The 23,743-nt window shown below is 65.8% G+C and carries 18 protein-coding genes and 3 rRNA genes; 3 read left to right on the forward strand and 18 right to left on the reverse strand.

Features of this window, described 5'->3' with window-relative positions:
* Positions 1-69 precede the first annotated feature (69 nt).
* From xerD to ACI7YT_RS11855, 9 genes are read right to left on the reverse strand one after another with little or no spacing between them, the layout of a single operon-like run.
* The gene (gene xerD, locus ACI7YT_RS11815; protein WP_406245725.1) at positions 70-972 is read right to left on the reverse strand and encodes a site-specific tyrosine recombinase XerD; all 903 of its coding nucleotides are present in this window, start codon (positions 970-972) and stop codon (positions 70-72) included.
* 1 nt (position 973) lies between these two features.
* Positions 974-1,561: an NUDIX domain-containing protein gene (locus tag ACI7YT_RS11820; protein WP_406245726.1), complete on the reverse strand. Its 588-nt coding sequence runs from the start codon at positions 1,559-1,561 to the stop codon at positions 974-976.
* 1 nt (position 1,562) lies between these two features.
* Positions 1,563-3,257 (reverse strand): CTP synthase, encoded by a 1,695-nt coding sequence (locus ACI7YT_RS11825; RefSeq protein WP_406245727.1) that lies wholly within the window; start codon positions 3,255-3,257, stop codon positions 1,563-1,565.
* Positions 3,258-3,271: 14 nt separating this feature from the next.
* Positions 3,272-4,966 (reverse strand): DNA repair protein RecN, encoded by a 1,695-nt coding sequence (recN, locus tag ACI7YT_RS11830; protein ID WP_406245728.1) that lies wholly within the window; start codon positions 4,964-4,966, stop codon positions 3,272-3,274.
* A complete protein-coding gene (locus ACI7YT_RS11835) occupies positions 4,963-5,883 on the reverse strand; it encodes an NAD kinase (RefSeq protein WP_406245729.1) in 921 nt (306 codons plus the stop codon). Before ACI7YT_RS11835 ends, recN begins: the two co-directional genes overlap by 4 nt.
* Positions 5,880-6,677: a TlyA family RNA methyltransferase gene (locus tag ACI7YT_RS11840; protein ID WP_406245730.1), complete on the reverse strand. Its 798-nt coding sequence runs from the start codon at positions 6,675-6,677 to the stop codon at positions 5,880-5,882. The genes ACI7YT_RS11835 and ACI7YT_RS11840 overlap by 4 nt, the downstream gene beginning before the upstream one ends.
* A complete protein-coding gene (locus ACI7YT_RS11845; protein WP_406245731.1) occupies positions 6,674-6,850 on the reverse strand; it encodes a hypothetical protein in 177 nt (58 codons plus the stop codon). Before ACI7YT_RS11845 ends, ACI7YT_RS11840 begins: the two co-directional genes overlap by 4 nt.
* Before the next feature lie 9 nt (positions 6,851-6,859).
* Positions 6,860-7,891, reverse strand: a complete 1,032-nt coding sequence (locus ACI7YT_RS11850; RefSeq protein ID WP_406245732.1) for an HAD-IIA family hydrolase — start codon at positions 7,889-7,891, stop codon at positions 6,860-6,862.
* On the reverse strand, positions 7,891-8,745 hold the full coding sequence (locus ACI7YT_RS11855) for a hypothetical protein (protein ID WP_406245733.1): 855 nt from the start codon (positions 8,743-8,745) through the stop codon (positions 7,891-7,893). The genes ACI7YT_RS11850 and ACI7YT_RS11855 overlap by 1 nt, the downstream gene beginning before the upstream one ends.
* A 180-nt stretch (positions 8,746-8,925) precedes the next feature.
* Between ACI7YT_RS11855 and ACI7YT_RS11860 the strand changes: the two genes are divergently transcribed.
* The gene (locus tag ACI7YT_RS11860; RefSeq protein WP_406245734.1) at positions 8,926-9,783 is read left to right on the forward strand and encodes a hypothetical protein; all 858 of its coding nucleotides are present in this window, start codon (positions 8,926-8,928) and stop codon (positions 9,781-9,783) included.
* Positions 9,784-9,958: 175 nt separating this feature from the next.
* On the opposite strand, the gene rrf is transcribed toward ACI7YT_RS11860, so the two are convergent.
* The 3 genes from rrf to ACI7YT_RS11875 form a co-directional block, all read right to left on the reverse strand.
* Positions 9,959-10,075, reverse strand: a 5S ribosomal RNA gene (gene rrf / locus ACI7YT_RS11865).
* Between the two features lie 119 nt (positions 10,076-10,194).
* Positions 10,195-13,299 (reverse strand): 23S ribosomal RNA (locus tag ACI7YT_RS11870).
* A 384-nt stretch (positions 13,300-13,683) separates the two neighbouring features.
* Positions 13,684-15,210 (reverse strand): 16S ribosomal RNA (locus tag ACI7YT_RS11875).
* Together the 16S, 23S and 5S rRNA genes form the textbook arrangement of a ribosomal RNA operon.
* A gap of 548 nt (positions 15,211-15,758) precedes the next feature.
* Here ACI7YT_RS11875 and ACI7YT_RS11880 point away from each other — a divergent pair.
* Positions 15,759-16,973, forward strand: a complete 1,215-nt coding sequence (locus ACI7YT_RS11880) for a CoA transferase (protein ID WP_406245735.1) — start codon at positions 15,759-15,761, stop codon at positions 16,971-16,973.
* Here ACI7YT_RS11880 and ACI7YT_RS11885 read toward each other — a convergent pair whose 3' ends face one another.
* The 4 genes from ACI7YT_RS11885 to ACI7YT_RS11900 are packed head-to-tail and all read right to left on the reverse strand — an operon-like array spanning position 16,974 to position 20,551.
* On the reverse strand, positions 16,974-17,759 hold the full coding sequence (locus tag ACI7YT_RS11885) for a DUF4184 family protein (RefSeq protein ID WP_406245736.1): 786 nt from the start codon (positions 17,757-17,759) through the stop codon (positions 16,974-16,976).
* A 3-nt stretch (positions 17,760-17,762) separates the two neighbouring features.
* Positions 17,763-19,067, reverse strand: a complete 1,305-nt coding sequence (tyrS, locus tag ACI7YT_RS11890; protein WP_406245737.1) for a tyrosine--tRNA ligase — start codon at positions 19,065-19,067, stop codon at positions 17,763-17,765.
* Positions 19,068-19,103: 36 nt separating this feature from the next.
* Positions 19,104-19,910 carry a hypothetical protein gene (locus ACI7YT_RS11895; protein ID WP_406245738.1) on the reverse strand — a complete coding sequence of 269 codons (807 nt, stop codon included), beginning with the start codon at positions 19,908-19,910 and terminating at the stop codon, positions 19,104-19,106.
* Positions 19,907-20,551 (reverse strand): SatD family protein, encoded by a 645-nt coding sequence (locus tag ACI7YT_RS11900; RefSeq protein WP_406245739.1) that lies wholly within the window; start codon positions 20,549-20,551, stop codon positions 19,907-19,909. Before ACI7YT_RS11900 ends, ACI7YT_RS11895 begins: the two co-directional genes overlap by 4 nt.
* Positions 20,552-20,610: 59 nt before the next feature.
* Between ACI7YT_RS11900 and ACI7YT_RS11905 the strand changes: the two genes are divergently transcribed.
* On the forward strand, positions 20,611-21,192 hold the full coding sequence (locus ACI7YT_RS11905; protein WP_406245740.1) for a DUF1349 domain-containing protein: 582 nt from the start codon (positions 20,611-20,613) through the stop codon (positions 21,190-21,192).
* A 19-nt stretch (positions 21,193-21,211) separates the two neighbouring features.
* Here the strand turns inward: ACI7YT_RS11905 and argH are convergent, their stop codons facing one another.
* Entirely contained in the window at positions 21,212-22,642 is a 1,431-nt protein-coding gene (gene argH / locus ACI7YT_RS11910; RefSeq protein ID WP_406245741.1) for an argininosuccinate lyase, read from the reverse strand.
* On the reverse strand, positions 22,639-23,742 hold the full coding sequence (locus ACI7YT_RS11915; protein ID WP_406245742.1) for a heparan-alpha-glucosaminide N-acetyltransferase domain-containing protein: 1,104 nt from the start codon (positions 23,740-23,742) through the stop codon (positions 22,639-22,641). Before ACI7YT_RS11915 ends, argH begins: the two co-directional genes overlap by 4 nt.
* Between the last annotated feature and the right edge of the window lies 1 nt (position 23,743).

The following is a 23,743-nucleotide window of genomic DNA, read 5'->3' on the forward strand; positions in this document are numbered from 1 at the left end:
TCTAGTCATCACCGACCCGAACACGCCGCCCGACCCCGGCGATCCCGCCGAATCGGGCCGCCCGCGGTCCTAACGCGCTCGAGGATGCGATGTGGCGTAGATGTCGCGCAGCGCGTCGACGGAGACGTGGGTGTAGATCTGCGTCGTGGCGACGGAGGCATGCCCCAGCAGCTCCTGCACCACGCGGACGTCGGCGCCGCCCTGCAGCAGGTGCGTCGCGAACGAATGGCGCAGCGTGTGCGGCGACACCTCGGCCGTGATCCGGGCGGTCTCGGCCGCGGACCGGATGACCAGCCACGCGCTCTGCCTCGACAGCGGCGCTCCCCGCGCGCCGAGGAACAGCTTCGCCGTAGCGCGGCCCTTCGCAGCGAGGCCGGGGCGGACCCGCGTCAGATACGCATCGACGGCGGCGCGCGCATAGGACCCGACCGGGACGATCCGCTCCTTGGACCCCTTGCCGCGCAGCCTCAGCACCTCGCCGTATGCGAGGTCGTCGACGTCGAGGCCGACCGCCTCGGATACGCGGGCGCCGGTGGCGTACAGCAGCTCCAGCAGCGCACGATCCCTGATGCCCAGCGGATCATCCGCTGACGGGGCGGCGAGCAGACGCTCCACCTGGTCGATCGTGAGGGCCTTGGGCAGGCGCAGCGGCGTCTTGGGTGGCCGCAGCCGCCCGGTCGGGTCTTCCGGCTCGACCCCCTCGCGCACCAGGTAGCGGTGCAGTCCCCGCACCGAGGACTGCAGCCGCGCGAGACTCGTCGCCGCCGGCGCCGGGACGACCGCCGAGCGATCGGCGATGAAGCGGCTCACGATCGACCCCGTGATCGCCGAGGTGTCGTCGATGCCGGCATCCGCGAGCCACTGCGCATAGATCTCGAGATCCCGCTGGTACGCCGCGACCGTGTGCGCCGACAGGCCGCGCTCGATCGTGACGTGCCTGAGGTAGGCGTCGACCGCGCGCGCGACGAGCACGTTACTGCCCGGCGCTCGCGCTCCGAAGCCGCCGCTCGGCCGCGAGCACGCCGATGGAGAGGATGCCGTTGTGCATGCGACCGGCCAGGACGGCTTCCACGGCATCCGACAGCGGAACCCACTCGACCCGGATGTCGGCTTCCTCGTCTTCGCGCTCGTGCGCCTGCGCCGTCGACGAGACACCCGTCGCGAGGAACACGTGGATCATCTCGTCGTTGCCGCCAGGGGTCGTCCAGACCGAGACCAGTGGTTCCCAGTTCGCCGCGACCAGGTCGGCTTCCTCGGCGAGTTCGCGCTGCGCGGCGAGGAGGGGCTCCTCGCCGACGACATCGAGGAGGCCCGCCGGCAGCTCCCAGTCCCGATGCCGGATCGGATGCCGGTACTGCTGGATCAGCAGCACCCGGCCGTCGTCATCGATCGCTACGACGGCCACCGCACCGGTGTGGGCGACGTACTCGCGGATGATCTCGCCGTCGCCGTAGGCGACGCGATCCGAGCGGACATCCCACACCCAGCCCTTGTGGACGAGATCGCTCTGGAGCACCTCCGGCTCGAACGGCTCGTCCGTCAGCAGGGACGCGTCGTGCACGTCACGCATCGGATTCGACGTCGAACAGCTCGCTCGCGCGGTGCCGCTCGATCGCGGCGCCGACGAGACCGCGGAACAGCGGGTGCGGGGCGGTCGGACGCGAACGCAGCTCGGGGTGGGCCTGCGTGGCGATGTAGTACGGGTGCACGTCACGGGGCAGCTCGACGAACTCGACGAGATCCAGCTCGGGGTTCAGACCCGAGAACACCATCCCGGCCTCGGCGATCTGGTCGCGGAAGGCGTTGTTCACCTCGTAGCGGTGCCGGTGGCGCTCCTCGACCTCGGTGGATCCGTAGACCTCTGCCGCGATGGAGCCCTCCGCCAGACGAGCGGGGTACAGGCCCAGGCGCATCGTGCCGCCCAGGTCGCCGTGGTCGAGGATGTCGACCTGCTCGGCCATCGTCGCGATGACGGGTGCCAGCGTCTCGGGGTCGAACTCGCTCGAGGAAGCACCCTCGATACCCGCGACGTTGCGCGAGTACTCGATGACCATGCACTGCAGTCCGAGGCACAGGCCGAGGGTCGGGATGCCCTGCTCGCGGGCGAACTTCAGTGCGCCGAGCTTGCCTTCGATGCCGCGGATGCCGAAGCCACCGGGCACGCAGATGCCGTCGAGGGCACCGAGCTGCTCCTTGGCGCCCTCCGGCGTCTCGCACAGGTCGGACGGGATCCAGCGGATGTTGACCTTGGTCTCCTGCGCGAACCCGCCGGCCTTGAGCGCCTCGGTCACGGACAGGTAGGCATCCGGCAGGTCGATGTACTTGCCGACCAGACCGATCGTGACCTCGTGCTTGGGATTGTGCACGGCGTGCAGGACCTTGCTCCAGCGCGTCCAGTCGACATCGGCGGCCTTCTGGTCGAGTCCGAGACGGCGGACGATGTACGAATCCAGACCCTGCTCGTTGAGCGTGGACGGGATGTCGTAGATGCTCGGCAGGTCGACCGTGTTGATGACGCCCTCGGCGTCCACGTCGCACATCAGCGCGATCTTGTTGCGGTTGGACTCGCTCACCGGGCGGTCGCTGCGCAGCACGAGCGCGTCCGGCTGGATTCCGACCTGGCGGAGGGCTGCGACCGAGTGCTGCGTCGGCTTGGTCTTCTGCTCACCGGATGCACCCATGAACGGCACGAGCGAGACGTGCACGAAGAACACGCTGTCACGGCCCAGCTCGTGCCGCAGCTGACGCGCGGACTCCAGGAAGGGCTGGGACTCGATGTCGCCTACTGTGCCGCCGACCTCGGTGATGATCACGTCGGGCTTGGGCGTCTCGTCGGCCTGCAGACGCATGCGGCGCTTGATCTCGTCGGTGATGTGCGGGATGACCTGCACGGTGTCGCCGAGGTACTCGCCGCGGCGCTCGCGGGCGATCACCTGCGAGTAGATCTGGCCGGTCGTGACGTTGGCGGCCTCGGACAGGTTGATGTCGAGGAAGCGCTCGTAGTGGCCGATGTCGAGGTCGGTCTCCGCACCGTCATCGGTCACGAAGACCTCGCCGTGCTGGAACGGGTTCATCGTGCCCGGATCCACGTTGAGATACGGGTCGAGCTTCTGCATGACGACCCGCAGTCCGCGGGCGGTGAGAAGGTTACCGAGGCTCGCGGCAGTGAGCCCCTTGCCCAAAGACGAAACGACACCGCCGGTCACGAAGATGTGCTTGGTGGTGTCGTTCTTGGGCCCCGCAGAAGAAGAGTTCATCACGGGCTTCTATCCTAACAGGCAGCGGCGGTGCCGAGACCGAGAAGTTCTCGGGCGTGGGTGAGTGCGGCATCCGAATCGGTCAATCCGGACAGGAGTCTGGCCATCTCGGCCTCGCGGTCGGCGCCCTCCAGGCGCCGCACACTCGAGGCGGTGACGGCTCCGTCGCTGGCTTTCACGACGGAGAGATGATTGCCGGCGAAGGCTGCGACCTGGGCGAGATGCGTGACCGCGATCACCTGAGAACGTTCGGCGAGTCGGGCGAGTCGCCGCCCGACTTCGATCGCCGCAGCACCTCCGATGCCGGCATCCACTTCGTCGAAGACGAAGGTCGGTACCGGATCGGTACCGGCGATGACGACCTCGATCGCCAGCATCACACGGGACAGCTCGCCGCCGGACGCCCCGCGCGCGACGGGGCGCGGTTCGGCACCGGGGTGCGGCGCGAGCAGGATCGCGACGTCATCGCGGCCGTGCGCGCTCTCCGACCCGGCGGTCACGGCGACCTCCAGACGCGCGTCGGGCATCGCCAACGCGTGCAGCTCTTCGGAGACCGCGGTCCCCAGGCGCCCGGCGGCTTCCGTGCGTGCGGCGGTGAGCGCGTCGGCAGCCGCATCGAGCACGTCACGCGCCGTCGAACGCTCGGCCTCGAGCCGTTCGACCCGGTCGCTGTCGTCGTCCAGTTCTGCCAGCCGCGCCGATCCGGTCTCCCAGACCGTGAGGGCCTCATCCAGCGAGCCGTGGGCGCGCACCAGGGTGTTCAGCGCTGCGCGGCGCTCCTCCACGGCCGCGAGCTCGTGCGGCCCTGCCTCGTCCAGGTCGGCGAGATAGCCCGCCAGTTGACCCGCGAGGTCCGCCAGGCGATAGCCCACATCGGCCAGTGCCTCGGCGATGCCGGCCAGAGCAGGGTCGGACACGCGTTCCAGGAGGCGCCGTGCGTCGGCGACCAGCGCTGAGGCATCGGGGTCGTCATCCTCGTTGGAGAGCGCGCTGTGCGCGAGTGCTGCGGCCTGGCGCAGCTCCTCGGCGTTCGCGAGCCGCTCTGCCCGCTCGGTGAGGACCTCGTCCTCCCCCGCCTCCGGCGCCGTGGCTTCGATCAGCGCCAGTGCCTCCCGCAACCGGGCCGCCTCGTCGGCGCGACGGTCGCGGTTCTCGGTGAGCTCGCGCAGCTCGGCATCGAGCGTGCGCCAGTGCTCCCACGTCTCCTCGTAGGCGCGAAGCGCGGCGGATACCGGTTCGCCACCGAAACGGTCGAGTGCGTCGCGCTGCGCCGCCGCGGACTTCAGCCTCAACTGCTCGGACTGACCGTGCACCACGACGAGCTGTTCGGCGAGGGCGGCGAGGACGCCGGCCGGCGCCGCGCGTCCGCCGACACTCGCGCGGCTGCGTCCCTCGGCGCTGAGCGTGCGGGAGACGTAGAGTTCGGACCGACCAGCGCCGGCGGGTTCCAGTTCTCCCCCGGCATCCGTCACGATGTCGGCGATCGGCCCTTGTTCCGGCACGACCCAGACGCCGGCCACGGACGCCTGCGCCGCGCCGGCGCGGACGGCGCCTGAATCGGCGCGCTGGCCCAGCAGCAGCCCGAGGCCGGTGACGACCATGGTCTTGCCGGCGCCGGTCTCGCCGGTGATCGCGGTGAAGCCCTTGCCGAGCGGCAGCACGGCGTCGGCGATCACGCCGAGGTGCTGCATCCGGATCTCCTCGATCACGCCGGTGCCTCCGTCCCGTTGCCGCGCCAGCCGGCGACCGGAAGACGGAACTTGCGCACCAGCCGATCGGTGAACGCGGCGGGGTGCAGACGTGCGAGACGCACCGGTCGCGAGGACCGTCGCACCACGACGCGTGCACCGGGCGGGAGATCGTGCGAACGTCGGCCGTCGCACCACAGGATGCCGGTGCCGCTGGTGCTCTCCAGCATCTCGATCGCGACGGATGCGTGCGGGCTGACGACGAGTGGCTTGGCGAACAGGGCGTGCGCGGAGAGCGGCACGACGGCGATCGCCTCGACGCCCGGCCAGATCACCGGTCCGCCAGCCGAGAAGTTGTATGCGGTGGAACCGGTGGGCGTCGACACGACCATGCCGTCGCAGCCGTAGCTGGTGAGGGGGCGGCCGTCGATCTCGACGACCACTTCGATCATCCGCTCCCGGCTCGCCTTCTCGACGGTCGCCTCGTTGAGCGCCCAGGTCTCGTAGACGACCTCGCCGGCGGCATCCTTCACGCGGACGGCCAGCGCCAGGCGCTCCTCGACCTCGTAGTCGCGTTCGATGACCCGTCGGACGGCGGCGTCCATGTCGTCGCGCTCGATCTCGGCGAGGAAGCCGACGTGGCCCATGTTGATGCCGAGCACCGGGGCGCCGCTGTCCCGGACGAGCTCGGCCGCACGCAGGATCGTGCCGTCCCCGCCGAGCACGATGGCGAGTTCGAGCTCGCCGACCTGGATCGCGTCGCCGAGGACGTCCACGTCCGCGAAGATCTCGTCGACTGCGGCCAGCTCGGCACGATCCTCCACCGCCAGCACCGGACGGGCACCCGCGCTGCGCAGCGATTCGACGACTCGGCGAGCTGCTGCGACGGTGTCGTCCCGGCCGGCGTGGGCGACGACCAGGATGTAGCGCTCGTTCATCGTCCTCCTGCCAGTTCGTCGATCCGCTTCGTCCATTCTGCCGGAGAGCTCCCCCGGCCGGGTGCCATGTGGACAAGGTACTCGGCATTGCCGTGGGTTCCGAGGATCGGCGAGGGCAGGATGCCGAACATCCCGAACCCGGCGTCCCATGCGCTCCAGAGTGTCCGCGACACCGCATCCGCCCGGATGACGGGATTCGTGACGAGTCCGCCCCGGACAGCGGTGCGGCCGACCTCGAACTGCGGTTTGACGAGCAGCACGACATCGGCACCGGGTGCCGCGACCTGCGCGACCGCTGCGAAGACGAGCTCGAGCGAGATGAACGACAGGTCTCCGACGATCAGCTCGGGGGCACGGGGCTCCCCGGTGGCCGCCGCGAGGTTCTCCGAGGTCATGTGGCGGACGTTGTACCCCTCGACGGCCGTGACGCCCGGGTCGGCGGCGATCGCCGGCGCGAGCTGGTCGTGACCGACATCGACGGCGAGCACGCGCTCAGCGCCGCGCTCGCGCAGCACCTGGGTGAACCCGCCGGTCGACGCGCCCATGTCGAGCGCGATGCGGCCCTCGACGGGGACCTCGAAGCCGTCGAGGGCGGCGATCAGCTTGTGGGCGGCACGGCTGACGTAGTGATCAGAACCCGCGACAGTGATCTCGGTCGCCTCCTCGACAGGAGTGGATGCCTTGATCACCGTGCGTCCGCCGACCTGCACGAGTCCATCCGCGATCATCGTCGCGGCGTGCGTACGCGATCGGGCGAGGCCGCGTGCCGCGAGAGCGGCGTCGAGTCGGGTCACCGCTCCGACGACTTCTCTCGCTGATCGAGCCGCGCGCCCGATTCGAGCCGCCGGGACAACTCGTCGTGCAGGCTCGAGTAGGCATCGGCGCGTGCCGCGAGCGGCTGGCCCTCGATCAGGCGCAGGCGGCTCCAGAGTCCGTCGGTCGGACCGTTCGTGCTGTCGTCGCTCACCCCACCAGCCTACGGCCGATGGAACGGATCCTCGTAGAGGCGCTCTGGCACTCGCAGCACGAAGATCGGTGTCCCGGACTCCCAGATCGCCAGCGCACCAGCACGGAGCAGATCGATCTGCCTGGTGCCTTCGGCGAGGATCTCGACGTCGCCGCCGTCGACGCGGACGGTCGCATCCGCGACCGTCACGGCGCCGTCCTTGCGGACGGCCTGCGGGTACGGTTCGTGGAGTTCGCGCAGATCGGAAAGCACGAACGTCGGGCGCGAGTCTTCGGGTGCCGCCAGCACGTGCTTGGGCCGATCGATGCCGGTGAGCACGAGAACCGAATCGATACCGGCGCGGTTGGCACCGAGGATGTCCGTGTCGAGCCGGTCGCCGATGAAGAGGGTGCGCTGCCCGCCGAAACGTGCGATCGCCTCTTCGAAGATCGGGACCTCCGGCTTGCCTGCGACGGTGGCCAGACGACCGATCGCCGTGTGGACTGCCGAGACCAGGGTGCCGTTGCCCGGTGCGACGCCGCGTTCGCGCGGGATCGTCCAGTCGTTGTTCGTCGCGATCCACGGGATCCCGCCCTCGTCCTCGGGGAGTTTGAGGGCGAAGGCGGCTTCGGCGAGGTCGGTCCAGGCGACGTCGGGCGCGAAGCCCTGCACGACGGCGTCAGGTGCGTCCTCAGCACTGCGCGTGACGGTGTAGCCGGCCTTCTCGGCCTCGACGACGAGGCCCTCGCCGCCGACGATCAGAAGCGTCGCGGGCGCAGGAACCATTGTCGCGAGCAGGCGCATCGCCGCCTGCGGGCTGGTGACCACCTCATGCGCGGCGACGGTCAGTCCCAGCTCGGTCAGGTGCTCGGCGACCGAGGCATCCGTTCGGGATGCGTTGTTCGTGATGTAGCCGAGTCGCCGCTCACGGGCGACGGCGTTCAGGCTGTCGACCGCGTGCGGAAGCGCTCCAGGACCGGCGTACACGACACCATCGAGGTCGGCCAGAACGACGTCCATTCCGTCGAGGGGGGTCGGCCGCTTCTTGGCGAAAAGGCCCATCAGGCCTCGTCCTCGGCGGCTTCCTCGGCGTTCTTTTCGTCGGCAGGCTTGTCGTCCGTGTCGCCGTCTTCGCCGAGGAGCTCGGCGACTTCCTGTTCGATCTCGTCGCGTTCGGAGCGCGCGGGAGCCGGCGAGGCCGAGTCGGACTCGAGTTCGGCGTCGGACCCAGCGTCTGCCGAAGTCTCGACATCAGCCTCAGCCTCAGCCTCAGCCTCGATGTCAGATGTCGCATCCTGCTCGGGCGCGACAGCGTCCACCGCATCCACAGCGCGCACGTCGTCCATGGACTCGCCCTCGATCAGGCTGTCCTCGACGATGAGTTCCTCATCGCCTTCCTCATCGAGGCCGAGCGCTTCGAGCGCGACCTCGGCGCGCTGCGCCCAGAATTCGGACTCCTCGTTGCGGCCGAGGTCCTCGAGGACGGCGGCGCGTGCAGCGAACAGCGCAGGGCTCCAGCTGAAAGCGCGATCGGGGTCGAGTTCGGGGATCTCGAGTTCCCCGAGCGCGAGCTCGGTCTCCCCCAGGTCCAGCCGCGCACCCGACATCGCGATCGCCAGAGCGACACGCACGTCGATGGGGAGCGCTGACCGGTCGACCGAGCGTCCTGTCTCGAGCGCGCGGTCCGGTCGTCCGACGCCGCGCTCGCTGTCGACCATGAGCGCGATCTGGTCCTCCTTGCCGGAGATCCGTCGGTAGGTGCGCAGCTCGCGCAACGCCAGAGCGAAATCGCCCGTCGCGTACGCGGTGATTCCCAGCGTCTCTCGGACGATTGCGATGCGACCGGCCCGACGGGATGCCGCGAGAGCATGCTCATGCGCCAGCGCAGGATCCTCGTCGATCAGTTGAACGACCACGGCGAGGTGACGCGCGACCTGGTCGGCGTTCTCCTTGCTGAGGGTCTTCAGTTCGTTGCGAGCAGAGGCCGGCAGATCGCGGGCAGTGATCTCATCCGGAATGTCCGGACCGCGCTCGGGACGCGGACGGTCATCGTAGGGACGATCGTTACGCGGACGCTCTGCACCGCCGCGCTGCGCGTGGGAGCTGCGGCCACGATCGTCGCGCCGGTCCGAGCCGCCGTCACGCTTCTGGTAGCCACCGGCGCGGTCGCCATCACGACGCTGGTAGCCGCCGGACGGGCGATCGCCGTCACGGCGCGGGGCACTGTCTCGACGCTGGTAGCCGCCTTCGCGGTTCTGTCCGCCGGTCGGGCGATCGCCGTCACGGCGCTGGTAACCACCGGCCGGGCGATCGCCATCACGGCGCGGAGCATTGTCCCGACGCTGATAGCCACCGGACGCACGATCGCCGTCACGGCGCGGAGCACCGTCACGGTTCTGGTAGCCACCGGCAGGGCGATCGCCATCACGACGCGGGGCACTGTCCCGACGCTGGTACCCACCGGACGCACGATCGCCGTCACGACGCGGAGCACCGTCACGGTTCTGGTAGCCACCGGTGGGGCGATCGCCATCACGACGCGGGGCACTGTCCCGACGCTGGTACCCACCGGACGCACGATCGCCGTCACGACGCGGAGCATTGTCTCGACGCTGGTAGCCACCGGACGGACGGTCGCCGTCACGACGAGACGCACTGTCGCGACGCTGATAACCACTCTCTCGGTTCTGTCCACCGGACGGACGATCGCCGTCACGACGGGGAGCGCTGTCACGACGCTGGTACCCACCGGTTGGGCGGTCACCATCACGACGCGGAGCACTGTCCCGACGCTGGTAGCCACCCTCACGGTTCTGTCCACCGGTCGGACGGTCACTGTCACGACGCTGGTAGCCGCTGCTCGGCCGATCACCATCACGACGAGGCGCGGCGTCACGCCGCTGATAGCCACCGTCGCGGGGCGAGCTGCCACCATCGCGATAAGTCGGTCGTGAAGCAGAGCGATCTGCGCGCGGATGATCCTTGCGGCCGTCCCCTGAGTTCTTGGAACGGTCGTCGTTGTCGCGTCGCGGTCGACGCTCTTCCTCATCCGGCATGATCTATGCTCTCTCCAACTTCCTGTTAACGCAAAATGGCCACCCAACCTTGGGTGGCCATTTCACAGAAGAAGTCCGGCGGTGTCCTACTCTCCCACAGGGTCCCCCCTGCAGTACCATCGGCGCTGTGAGGCTTAGCTTCCGGGTTCGGAATGTAACCGGGCGTTTCCCTCACGCTATGGCCGCCGAAACACTATTGATGTTTCAACAAAAACCTAAAGACACACGTGGTGCCTGTAGGGTTCTCGACCGTACATCGAGAACCACAAAGTGGACGCGTAGCAAATCAATCAATCGTTGATTCGAAGTGTTATCAAGTCATCGGCTTATTAGTACCAGTCAGCTGCATGCGTTGCCGCACTTCCACATCTGGCCTATCAACCCAGTAGTCTGGCTGGGAGCCTCTCACCCGAAGGTATGGAAGTCTCATCTTGAGGCCGGCTTCCCGCTTAGATGCTTTCAGCGGTTATCCATCCCGAACGTAGCTAATCAGCGGTGCTCCTGGCGGAACAACTGACACACCAGAGGTTCGTCCAACCCGGTCCTCTCGTACTAGGGTCAGATCCTCTCAAACTTCCTACGCGCGCAGCGGATAGGGACCGAACTGTCTCACGACGTTCTAAACCCAGCTCGCGTACCGCTTTAATGGGCGAACAGCCCAACCCTTGGGACCTACTCCAGCCCCAGGATGCGACGAGCCGACATCGAGGTGCCAAACCATGCCGTCGATATGGACTCTTGGGCAAGATCAGCCTGTTATCCCCGAGGTACCTTTTATCCGTTGAGCGACAGCGCTTCCACAAGCCACTGCCGGATCACTAGTCCCGACTTTCGTCCCTGCTCGACCTGTCAGTCTCACAGTCAAGCTCCCTTGTGCACTTACACTCGACACCTGATTGCCAACCAGGTTGAGGGAACCTTTGGGCGCCTCCGTTACTTTTTGGGAGGCAACCGCCCCAGTTAAACTACCCACCATGCACTGTCCCTGAACCGGATTACGGTCCGAAGTTAGATATCCAGAGTGACCAGAGTGGTATTTCAACAATGACTCCACATGAACTGGCGTCCACGCTTCAAAGTCTCCCACCTATCCTACACAAGCCACACCGAACACCAATACAAAGCTATAGTAAAGGTCACGGGGTCTTTCCGTCCTGCTGCGCGTAACGAGCATCTTTACTCGTAATGCAATTTCGCCGAGTTCGCGGTTGAGACAGTTGGGAAGTCGTTACGCCATTCGTGCAGGTCGGAACTTACCCGACAAGGAATTTCGCTACCTTAGGATGGTTATAGTTACCACCGCCGTTTACTGGGGCTTAAATTCTCAGCTTCGCCTTGCGGCTAACCGGTCCTCTTAACCTTCCAGCACCGGGCAGGCGTCAGTCCGTATACATCGTCTTGCGACTTAGCACGGACCTGTGTTTTTAATAAACAGTCGCTACCCACTAGTCTCTGCGGCCTCCAAACGCTTTCGGAGCAAGTCCTAATACGTCGAAGGCCCCCCTTCTCCCGAAGTTACGGGGGCATTTTGCCGAGTTCCTTAACCACGATTCTCTCGATCTCCTTGGTATTCTCTACCTGACCACCTGAGTCGGTTTGGGGTACGGGCGGCTAGAACCTCGCGTCGATGCTTTTCTTGGCAGCATAGGATCATCCACTTTTTATCCGCATCGTGTCTCAGCCTGTATGAGAGACGGATTTGCCTATCTCTCGGCCTACGCACTTGCACCAGGACAACCATCGCCTGGCTTGGACTACCTTCCTGCGTCACACCTGTTAATACGCTAGCCGCACCAGAACGGGTTCGTACGCTAGGCCCAGAGCGTCACCCCGAAGGGATCAGTCACTGGGATTCAGATACTTAGCACTACTGGATTAGCTTGGGCGGTTCTTCGCCGGTACGGGAATATCAACCCGTTGTCCATCGACTACGCCTGTCGGCCTCGCCTTAGGTCCCGACTTACCCAGGGAAGATTAGCTTGACCCTGGAACCCTTGGTCTTTCGGAGGACGTGTTTCTCACACGTCATTCGCTACTCATGCCTGCATTCTCACTCGTGTAGCCTCCACGGCTGGTTCACACCGCCGCTTCGCTGGCCACACGACGCTCTCCTACCCATCAATACGGCTGGACCACGAAGGCCTACCAAAAATATCAATGCCACAACTTCGGTGGCGTGCTTGAGCCCCGTTACATTGTCGGCGCGGAATCACTTGACCAGTGAGCTATTACGCACTCTTTCAAGGGTGGCTGCTTCTAAGCCAACCTCCTGGTTGTCTAAGCAACTCCACATCCTTTCCCACTTAGCACGCGCTTAGGGACCTTAGATGGTGGTCTGGGTTGTTTCCCTCTCGACTATGAAGCTTATCCCCCACAGTCTCACTGCTGCGCTCTCACTTACCGGCATTCGGAGTTTGGCTGACGTCAGTAACCTTGTAGGGCCCATCGGCCATCCAGTAGCTCTACCTCCGGCAAGAAACACGCAACGCTGCACCTAAATGCATTTCGGAGAGAACCAGCTATCACGAAGTTTGATTGGCCTTTCACCCCTATCCACAGCTCATCCCCTCAGTTTTCAACCTAAGTGGGTTCGGTCCTCCACGACGTCTTACCGTCGCTTCAACCTGGCCATGGATAGATCACTTCGCTTCGGGTCTAGGACATGCGACTGAATCGCCCTATTCAGACTCGCTTTCGCTACGGCTACCCCACACGGGTTAACCTCGCCACATATCGCTAACTCGCAGGCTCATTCTTCAAAAGGCACGCTGTCACCCCTACTAAGGAGGCTCCAACGGTTTGTAAGCAAACGGTTTCAGGTACTATTTCACTCCCCTCCCGGGGTACTTTTCACCTTTCCCTCACGGTACTTGTCCGCTATCGGTCATCTGGGAGTATTTAGGCTTATCAGGTGGTCCTGACAGATTCACACGGGATTTCACGGGCCCCGTGCTACTTGGGATCCTCTCCACGCCAGAACACATGTTTCGACTACGGGGCTGGCACCCACTACGGCCCGCCTTTCAAGACGGTTCGTCTACACGCTTCTGTAACGCCACCAATTCGGCAGAACTGGTAGGAAAGTCCCACAACCCCGAACATGCAACTCCTGCCGGATATCACACACACTCGGTTTAGCCTCATCCGCTTTCGCTCGCCACTACTCACGGAATCACATGTTGTTTTCTCTTCCTGTGGGTACTGAGATGTTTCACTTCCCCACGTTCCCTCTACCCGCCCTATATATTCAGACGGGAGTCACTAGGTCGGCACGCCGCCCAGCGGGGTTTCCCCATTCGGACACCCTCGGATCAAAACTTGCTTATCAGTTCCCCGAGGCTTATCGCAGATTGCTACGTCCTTCTTCGGCTCCAGATGCCAAGGCATCCACCGTTTGCTCTTAAAGACTTGAAATCACATTGAGTTCGAATCGTCAAAAAATTGACTAATGATCTTTAAGATCATCTTCATGAACCAACCCCGAAGGATCGGTCCAAAGATGCTCGCGTCCACTGTGTAGTTCTCAAAGTACGGGCGGTACCCCTCACGCAACCCCCCACAAGGGGAAACGACAAGAGGCCCAGAGGATTCAGACAAAACGTCTGGCCCCTCAGGACCCAACAGCGTGCAGACACCAGACCCGCCGGCCCCACCTTTCCTACCGCCGAAGCAGTGTACTCAGCAGAACCCTTGGTTCCGATGTCATGTCAAATGTTCCACCCATGAGCTCCCAGCGAAGAACGTATGCCTTCGAACTGGGTTCTGGACACCCCCGAAGAGGTGTCAGATGCTCCTTAGAAAGGAGGTGATCCAGCCGCACCTTCCGGTACGGCTACCTTGTTACGACTTAGTCCTAATTACCGATCCCACCTTCGACAGCTCCCTCCCACAAGGGGTTAGGCCACCGGCTTCAGGTGTTACCGACTTTCATGACTTGACGGGCGGTGTGTACAAGACCCGGGAACGTATTCACCGCAGCGTTGCTGATCTGCGATTACTAGCGACTCCGACTTCATGAGGTCGAGTTGCAGACCTCAATCCGAACTGGGACCGGCTTTTTGGGATTCGCTCCACCTTACGGTATCGCAGCCCTTTGTACCGGCCATTGTAGCATGCGTGAAGCCCAAGACATAAGGGGCATGATGATTTGACGTCATCCCCACCTTCCTCCGAGTTGACCCCGGCAGTATCCCATGAGTTCCCACCATTACGTGCTGGCAACATAGAACGAGGGTTGCGCTCGTTGCGGGACTTAACCCAACATCTCACGACACGAGCTGACGACAACCATGCACCACCTGTTCACGAGTGTCCAAAGAGTTGACCATTTCTGGCCCGTTCTCGTGTATGTCAAGCCTTGGTAAGGTTCTTCGCGTTGCATCGAATTAATCCGCATGCTCCGCCGCTTGTGCGGGTCCCCGTCAATTCCTTTGAGTTTTAGCCTTGCGGCCGTACTCCCCAGGCGGGGAACTTAATGCGTTAGCTGCGTCACGGAATCCGTGGAAAGGACCCCACAACTAGTTCCCAACGTTTACGGGGTGGACTACCAGGGTATCTAAGCCTGTTTGCTCCCCACCCTTTCGCTCCTCAGCGTCAGTTACGGCCCAGAGATCTGCCTTCGCCATCGGTGTTCCTCCTGATATCTGCGCATTCCACCGCTACACCAGGAATTCCAATCTCCCCTACCGCACTCTAGTCTGCCCGTACCCACTGCAGGCTGGAGGTTGAGCCTCCAGATTTCACAGCAGACGCGACAGACCGCCTACGAGCTCTTTACGCCCAATAATTCCGGATAACGCTTGCGCCCTACGTATTACCGCGGCTGCTGGCACGTAGTTAGCCGGCGCTTTTTCTGCAGGTACCGTCACTCTCGCTTCTTCCCTGCTAAAAGAGGTTTACAACCCGAAGGCCGTCATCCCTCACGCGGCGTTGCTGCATCAGGCTTTCGCCCATTGTGCAATATTCCCCACTGCTGCCTCCCGTAGGAGTCTGGGCCGTGTCTCAGTCCCAGTGTGGCCGGTCACCCTCTCAGGCCGGCTACCCGTCGACGCCTTGGTGAGCCATTACCTCACCAACAAGCTGATAGGCCGCGAGCCCATCCCAGACCGAAAAATCTTTCCAAACGTTGACCATGCGGTCACGTCTCATATCCAGTATTAGACGCCGTTTCCAGCGCTTATCCCAGAGTCCGGGGCAGGTTGCTCACGTGTTACTCACCCGTTCGCCACTGATCCACAAGAGCAAGCTCCTGCTTCACCGTTCGACTTGCATGTGTTAAGCACGCCGCCAGCGTTCATCCTGAGCCAGGATCAAACTCTCCGTAAAAAAGAAATGCATACCACCACGGGGAAAACCGCGACAGCAGCGAGTTTGAAACTGACCAAAGAGACAAAATCAACTGACTTCATCCGAATGCCAACCCCCAACAAAGAAGGTTGGTCTTTGATCCAAAGGAATTCTCACCCCCACCGAAATGGAGACGAGGATAATTTGGCATTTGACAAGTGCACGCTGTTGAGTTCTCAAGGATCAGACGCTCCCCCGACCCAGCCTCACGACCAGGCCCGAAGGGCAACTTCTCTATCTTACCTCGCTTGATCCGTTTGTCAAATCGGCGAGCCGAGCGAACTCGACCCGCGATCCGAGGACCGCAAGGCTTCCCGTGACCGATCTCGCGCCGAAGTGCTCGAACTGTTTTGGGAGGTGGTTAGCCACTTGAGGGGAGCTGACCTTCTGGTCTCTCTCAACCCTGTGGGGCGAACAGGTAATAACTTACGTGGGATCCGGGGGTCGGGCAAATCCTGGCCGACTCCCGGGCGTGTCGCCCGTGTTCACGGCTCGCGATCTTCCCTCACGAGTCGTACGATCGGCCCATGCCGGCCCTCCCCTCTCGCCTCTCGGTCGACGCTCTCGCCCGAGCGAGCGTCTCGGCCGTGTGCCGGGCCGCACGACATCCTGCCGTCGACATCTCGCTTCTCGACCTCGATCGCATCGCCATGGCGTACCGGAGCGATCGCCACCTCACGATCGATGCTCGCTCACCCGATGTCTGGTCTCCCCTGTCGGGGTTCTGGCGCGTGGCCGACGGGTGGGTCCGCACCCACGGCAACTACCCGCGCCATGCTCAGGCACTCAGGCGCGCATTCGGTCTGGGCATGGATGCCGGCGCCGACGCTCTCTCGTCCGCACTCGCCGAGCGCTCCCCGACCGAAGCCGTCCGGAAGATCACGGACGCGGGCGGACTCGCCGTCCCCGTCCTCCCGGAGAACCCGGCCGCGGATCGCGCACTCCGCACCATTCCGCTGGTGGAATCCATTCCCCTCGGGCGGGCCACCCGCCGTCGTTCGCCCACGGGTGCGGGCCTCGACGGCATCCGCATTCTGGATCTCACCCGCGTCATCGCCGGGCCGGTGTGCACACGGACCCTCGCTCTTCTCGGAGCGGACGTGCTGCGCATCGATCCGCCCGGCCTCACCGAGCCGGGGTGGCAGCATCTCGACACCGGTCACGGGAAGCGTTCGGCGATCCTCGATGCGAGCTCTGAACGATTCGAAGAGCTGCTCGCCCGCGCCGACGTCGTCGTGCTCGGGTATCGCCCATCCGCTCTCGCTCGACTCGGCCTGTCCCGCGCGGCTCTCGCCGAACGGCACCCCGGCCTCATCGTCGCCGAACTCAGCGCCTGGGGACACGAGCACCCCGACCGCCGCGGGTTCGACAGTCTCGTCCAGGCCGAATCCGGGATAGCCATGATCGAGTCGCCCGATGGCGAACGACCGGGCGCCCTCCCCGCCCAGGCATTGGATCACTCCGCCGGCTACCTCCTGACCGCCGCCGTCTGCGATGCCGTGCACCGCCGCGACGAAGACGGCACTGCCCTGGCTGTGCGCACCTCGCTGCGCCGGATCGCCGCCGAGCTGCTCGGGATGCCGCGCACCGACGACCCCGGGCCCGAAGCGTCGATCGATCCCGCCGCGCACACCGAGCGCTTCCGCGTCGACGGCCATGATCTCGTCACCGTGCGCTCGGCGATCCCCGGACTGTCTTTCAACGCTCCTCGGCCGTGGGGACGCGACCCGGCGATGTGGTGATCAGCGCGTGCTGCGCCGGATCCCGATCAGGACGCACAGCGCAGCCGTGAGAACACCCCAGACCGCACACGCGGGCGGGAGCACCCGATACGCCAGGTGCTGCACGGTGAAATCCTCGGTGAACGGGCCGAACGCGAGTATGCCCGCCACCCACGCGATCACGAGCACCGCCGGCAGCGAAAGCCACCAGGCGACACGGACCCAGCCAGGCAGCAGCCGCTCGACGGCGGCGCGCGGCATCCGATGCCGCAGCCACACCAGCATCCAGATCCCGATGATGATCAGGCCGAGCACACTCGAGCCGTGCTGAAGCCACTTGAATCCCTGCAGCGGGCCCCACTGGGCATCGAGGATCGGAAGCAGCTGGCTCCCCCAGCGCTCTTCGTGCGTGAACAGGTCCCACAGGATGTGGGATGCCACACCGATCAGCAGGGATGCGGCGAGCAGCAGCGGATACCAGCGGTTCTCGCCCGCGCCGACAGCCTGTCGAGTCGCAGCCCACGGACGCTGGTTCCACTCGCGGGGAAGGCGAGCGGCCGCCCACGTCGGCGAGAGCTCTGCGACCGATGGTCGCAGCAGCACCCGCCAGACGAGGAACAGCACGAAGGCGATCAGACCGGTCCAGATGAGATTCGTCCAGGTGTGAGTGAACCCGTACCCCAGGCCGGTGCCGCGGACGAACAACGGAAGATCCGGCGTCATCGCGCCGATCGCGATCGCCGAGGGGATCAGAGGCGTCCGCACGAACGGCAGCGCCACGACGGCATGACTCGGCGTGAACGGCACGGATCAGCCGATGAACACGCCCGCGAGCGTCTTCTTGCCTCGACGAAGCACGGAGACCCCGCCGGGCAGAGTTCCCTGCACCGAGACCGACTCGTCCTCGACGCGGACACCGTCCAGCTTCACGCCGCCCTGGGAGATGGCGCGCCGCGCCTCGGAGAGACTCGAGACCAGTTCCGTCGCGACGAGAGCGTCCACCACCGACGTGCCCGCGGGCACCGTCGCGTTGGTCAGCTCCGTCAGCGCCGAGCGCAGCGTCCCGGCATCCAGCGTCGTCAGGTCGCCCTGACCGAACAGCGCCTCGGATGCCGCGATCACCGCCGCCGTCGCATCGATGCCGTGCACCGTGGCGACGACCTCGAGTGCGAGCCGCTTCTGCGCGGCACGACGGAACGGCTCGGTCTCGACCAGCCGCGCGTACTCGTCGATCTCGGCCTTGGTGAGGAAGGTGAAGACCTTGAGACGCGTGACCACATCGGCGTCGTCGGTGTTGAGCCAGAACTGGTACATCCGGTACGGGCTGCACATCTCGGGGTCGAGCCAGATCGCATTGCCCGCGCTCTTGCCGAACTTCGTGCCGTCGCTGTTCGTGATCAGTGGCGTACCGATCGCGTGCACCGAGACACCCTCGACCCGGTGGATGAGGTCGGTACCGCTGGTGAGGTTTCCCCACTGGTCCGACCCACCGGTCTGCAGCACGCAGCCGTAACGGCGGTAGAGCTCGAGGTAGTCCAGGCCCTGCAAGATCTGGTAACTGAACTCGGTGTACGAGATTCCTGCCTCGGAGTTCAGCCGCGCAGAAACGGCATCCTTCTTGATCATCGTGCCGACGCGGAAATGCTTGCCGATGCCCCGCAGGAAGTCGATCGCGCTGAGCGGTGCAGTCCAGTCGAGGTTGTTGACGATACGCGCGGCGTTGTCGCCCTCGAAGCTCAGGAAACGCTCGACCTGGGCGCGCAGTTTCCCGACCCACTCTTCGACGGTCTCGACCGGGTTGAGCACGCGTTCGGTGTCGCGACCGCCCGGGTCGCCGACGAGACCCGTTGAACCCCCGACGAGGCCGAGCGGCTTGTGGCCGGCCAGCTGCAGTCGTCGCAACGTCAGCAGCTGCACGAGGTTGCCGAGGTGAAGGCTGGGAGCTGTCGGGTCGAACCCGCAGTAATACGTGATCGGGTCTCCGGCGAGAAGGGCGCGCAGCGCCTCCTGATCGGTGGACACGTGGACGAGGCCACGCCAGACGATCTCGTCCCACACGTTCTCGAACGCGGGGTCGATCGCCTGCGGAGCAGTCGTCAGATCGGTATTCGACACGCGATCCAGGCTATCAGCGCGGCGCGCTCGCTCCGGTCAGGCGTGCACGCCCCACCACACCAGGAATGCCGCCCCGAGCGCGATCACCCAGCTGACGAGGCTGCCGACCAGGAAGTACTCGGCACGGGCTCCCGTCTCGCCGTCCTTGGAGATCTCGGGGAACCGCACGATGCCCTTCGCCGCCAGCATCGCCGCGAGGATCGGGTACGCAGCGGTGAGAGTGAGCATGAACACGATCACGCGCTCGAGCGGCCCGATCAAGCGCCCACCCTTGAATCCGCCCCGCTGCGACGGCGCTGCTTCGACCGCCGTCTTCCGGCGCTCGTCATCCGCGTCGTCCCCGCCATCCGTCGGGGCGTCTGGCACCTCGGCCACGGTGGCCTGCGACGCGATCCCGGCGTCGTCCGGCCGCCAGGTGTGCTCGCCCGAGAGCGCTGCCCTGACCACGAGATTGGCGGATTCCAACAGGAACGCCACCACGCCGACGACGAGGACCGCCAGGTCGAAGGGGATCGGTCCGAATGGGGAACCCATATTCCAGGACAGGCCGATGATCCCGGCATCCGGGCGTGCGCCGGCCCACACGACCGAGAGCGCGGCGGCGAAGGCCAGCGCGACCGCCGGCCAGAAGCCGGCCCTCGAGTCGCGGTCTCTGGGCATGACCCACACCCAGGCCGCACCAGCCGCGATCGCCAGGATCATGGGCAGCAGCGCGTCCGAGACGCTGCCGAGTACGAGCAGCACGATGAGGGTCGCCAGATAGCCGATCCACTGCCGCGGCACGAACTGTCGCACGAGATCGACCGCGCCGACCGCGAGCAGCAGGAATCCGGCGAGGATCATGAGGCCGCTCCTCTCATCTGCGCGACTCCTTCGATGAGTGCTGCAGCTCCTGCGCTGCGCAGCGACTTGGACACGCTGGGCTGCGTGATGCCCTCGGTTCGAGCGAGCTCTGCCTGGGGCGTGCCGATCAGGCGCCCATAGGTGAGCCGGCGCTCGCGCTCGCTCATCGCGCCGACCAGTTCGTCACGGGCGAGCAGGTACGCGTTGGATGCGGCGATCACGGACTCCATGACCTCATCCTGCCCCTGGGCACCGACGATCCAGGTGCGCATGCGCGGCACGGCGCGCTGCTCGCGCGCGTGGACCGTCTCGATCGCGTCGCGCGCGGCGTACCACCCCGGCCCGTCCGAGAGGTCGCCGTGCACCGAGTCGATCGCTCGGATCGCGCCCACCCCGATGCCGAATCGGAAGGAGATGCCGTCCGGGAGGGCGAGCTGGAGCATGAGCAGCGATGTCAGCGCATCGCCGAGTCGCGCGTAGACGGCCTGCTGCTCGTCCCCTACGGTGGGCGTCAGCGGCTGCGTCGCGAGCGGGAGATCCGCTTCGACGCGCGTGATGGTCTCATCGAGCACCCGCTGTGCGGATGCTCGATCCTTGAGGCTGCGGGAGCCGACGATGTCGGCGATCACGGCGATGACCATGCGATAACCATAACACGCATAATTCAGAAACATGCACTGATTGGCTATTGATCAAGAACATGCCCTATACGAGCATCCCCTGGCGACAGGGCACCTGGACCCATCTTCCCGCGTCGACCGTCGAGGACGGCCATCTCGACGTCACCGCCGTCGAGGGAAGCGACGCCTGGCGGCGCACGGCGTACGGATTCATCCACGACAGCGAACACGCCCTCACCGCTCCGCTCGCCGTCGGCGAGGCGATGGAGGTCGCTTTCCGCGCGCCCTGGGACGGACAGTTCGACCAGGCCGGCGTCTTCGTCCGCATCGACGACGAGCACTGGATCAAGGCCGGCGTCGAATTCGCCGACCACCACCTCGGCCTCGGCGCCGTCGTCACGGACGTCCGCTCGGACTGGTCGGTCGGCTTCGTCGACGAGTGGCAGGATGCCGAGATCACCGTGCGCGTGAGTCGCTGGCCGGACGCGGTCATCGTCCGTGCGAAGGCGGACGACGGAGAATGGCGCCTCGTACGGGTGGCGCCGTTCGATCCGGCTGCCACGGCGACCGCCGGACCGTTTCTGGCGGCGCCGACGCGCTCAGGACTCGTCGTGCGATTCACCCGGTGGACCCGCTCGGAGGCCGACGAGTCCCTGCACTGACCGCCGGGCGATGCGGGGGTCAGAACCCCAGCGCGTGCGCCGCGTTCTGGGCGCGGGCGATCAGCTCGGCGCGCTGTTCGGCGACGCGCACCCCTGCCGTGCCGCCGGCACCCGTCCGTGACGCGACCGACCCCTGGATGGACAGCACCTCGCGCACTTCGGGCACGAGATGCGGCGAGACCGAGAGCAGCAGCTCGTCCGAGGCATCCTCCAGCCCGATCCCCTGTTCCTCGCATGCGCGCACCAGCGCACCCGAGATCTCATGCGCGTCCCGGAACGGCACCCGGCGCTTCACGAGCCACTCGGCCACGTCGGTGGCCAGCGAGAAGCCCTGCGGGGCGAGCTCGGCCATCCGCTCGGTGTCGAAGCGCAGCGTCGCGATCATCCCGGCGAACGCCGGCAGGACCACCTCGAGCGTCTGCACCGAGTCGAACACCGGCTCCTTGTCCTCCTGCAGGTCGCGGTTGTAGGCGAGTGGGAGGCCCTTGAGAGTCGCCAGAAGGCCGGACAGGTTGCCGATCAGCCGCCCGGACTTGCCGCGGGCGAGCTCGGCGATGTCCGGGTTCTTCTTCTGCGGCATGATGCTGGAGCCCGTCGAGTAGCTGTCGTGCAGCGTGACGAAGCCGAACTCGCGCGTGTTCCAGAGGATGATCTCCTCCGAGAGGCGCGACAGATCGACGCCGGTCATCGCCGCGACGAAGGCGAACTCCGCGACGACGTCACGGGCGGCGGTGCCATCCAACGAGTTCTCAGCTGGACGATCGAGGCCGAGTTCGCGCGCGACCAGTGCCGGATCGAGCCCGAGCGTCGAACCCGCCAGCGCTCCCCCGCCGTACGGCGAGACTCCGGCGCGGACGCGCCAGTCGACCAGTCGCTCCAGTTCGCGCACCAGCGGCCACGCGTGAGCCTGCAGATGGTGCGCGAGGAGCACGGGCTGCGCGTGCTGGAGGTGGGTGCGGCCGGGAAGGATCGCGTCCGGATGCGCCTCGGCCTGGGCGACCAGCGCATCGATCACGCGCAGCAGATCGCGGGCGATGACCTTGGCGTGGTCGATCAGGTACATGCGCACGAGTGTCGCGATCTGGTCGTTGCGGCTTCGCCCCGCACGCAGCCGCCCGCCCAGTTCAGGGCCGAGCTCGGCGATCAGCGCCTGCTCGAGCGCGCCGTGCACGTCCTCGTCCGTCGGCTGCGCGACGATCGTTCCGTCCGCGACCTTGCGGGCCACGGCATCCAGCCCGTCGTGCATGCGACGCGCTTCGTCCGGCTCGAGATAGCCCGCGGCCTCGAGCGCCGCGGCGTGCGCATGCGAACCAGCGATGTCGTAGGGGGCGAGGATCCAGTCGAAGTGCGTGGAGCGGCTCAGCTCCACCAGTTCCGGTGACGGTCCGCTCGCGAATCGTGCGCCCCAGAGCGCGCCTTCGTTCGTTCCGTCGTGCTTCGCCTCGCTCATGGATTCAGCCTATCGACCATGCGGGGCCGCGCCGGAACCACGATCTTCGCCGTGCGGTCGAGCAGCCACTCCAGCGGGCCGCGGCCGATCAGCAGCGCCCATGCTGTGCATCCGATGACGGTGCCGATCGTGAGCGGCCAGAACGGCTCCAGCGCTCGGAACGCCAGGAGGTCCCCGGTGTCGCCGATCGTCGCGAGGGCGACCACCGCCCAGATGAGCAGCTGCGCCGTGTACGCCGTGAGCGGCATGGCGCCCACGGCGCGCAGCGGCAGCACCAGCATCCGGATCGCATCGAGTCTGCAGAGGAGCAGGCACGCCCCGATCACGCCGATCGCGAAACCACCGGTGCCGAACACCTCGAACAGCCCGGACGAGTGCGGCTCCGCAGTGAGCACGTACTGCAGGTACAGCGACTCCGGCGGTGCCGTGGAAACGGTGTACCCGACGACGGCGAGCACGGACCCCGCGCCCAGCATCCAGAGCTGCGTGCGCAGGCGACGCACATCCGCCCTCGCGATGCCGAGCCCGGCGAGCACGAAGGCGATCCAGACCGGGAACGGGTAGTTCCAGCCCAGCGCCGCCGAGATCTCCTCCCCGAACGGACCGTGCCAGAGCGGCAGCTCGTTCAGCAGCGGCTGCACGAACGCCATCACGGCCCCGATTCCGGCGGCGGCCCACAGCACGGCACTCGCTGTCAGCGCTGTGAACGGAAGGACCAGCAGGAAGAGGAGAGCATACGCGGGCAGGATCACGTACACGGGCACGCCGGTGAGGATGAGCAGGATGCCGACCAGCCACAGCATCCCGGCACGCACCGCCAACCGGCCGCGCGCCGTGCGCATGCGGTCCCCGGTGAGCGGGACCGCACCGCCGGTCACCAGCCCGACCGAGACCCCGGCGAGAGTGGCGAACAGGATGGACGAGCGCCCGTCGACGATGAAGAGCCAGGTCGACGGATCGCTCCAGTCCCAGTGGTCGGCGGTGACGAGCAGGTGCGCCGCGAACATGCCGATCACGGCCAGTCCGCGCGCGAGATCGACGCCGCCGATGCGCGCCGGGCCGTTCAGCCGCAGCCAGCGGCCTGCCAGCCCGGACGCCATC

The organism is Microbacterium sp. M, assembly GCF_045181065.1.
Lineage (GTDB): Bacteria > Actinomycetota > Actinomycetes > Actinomycetales > Microbacteriaceae > Microbacterium.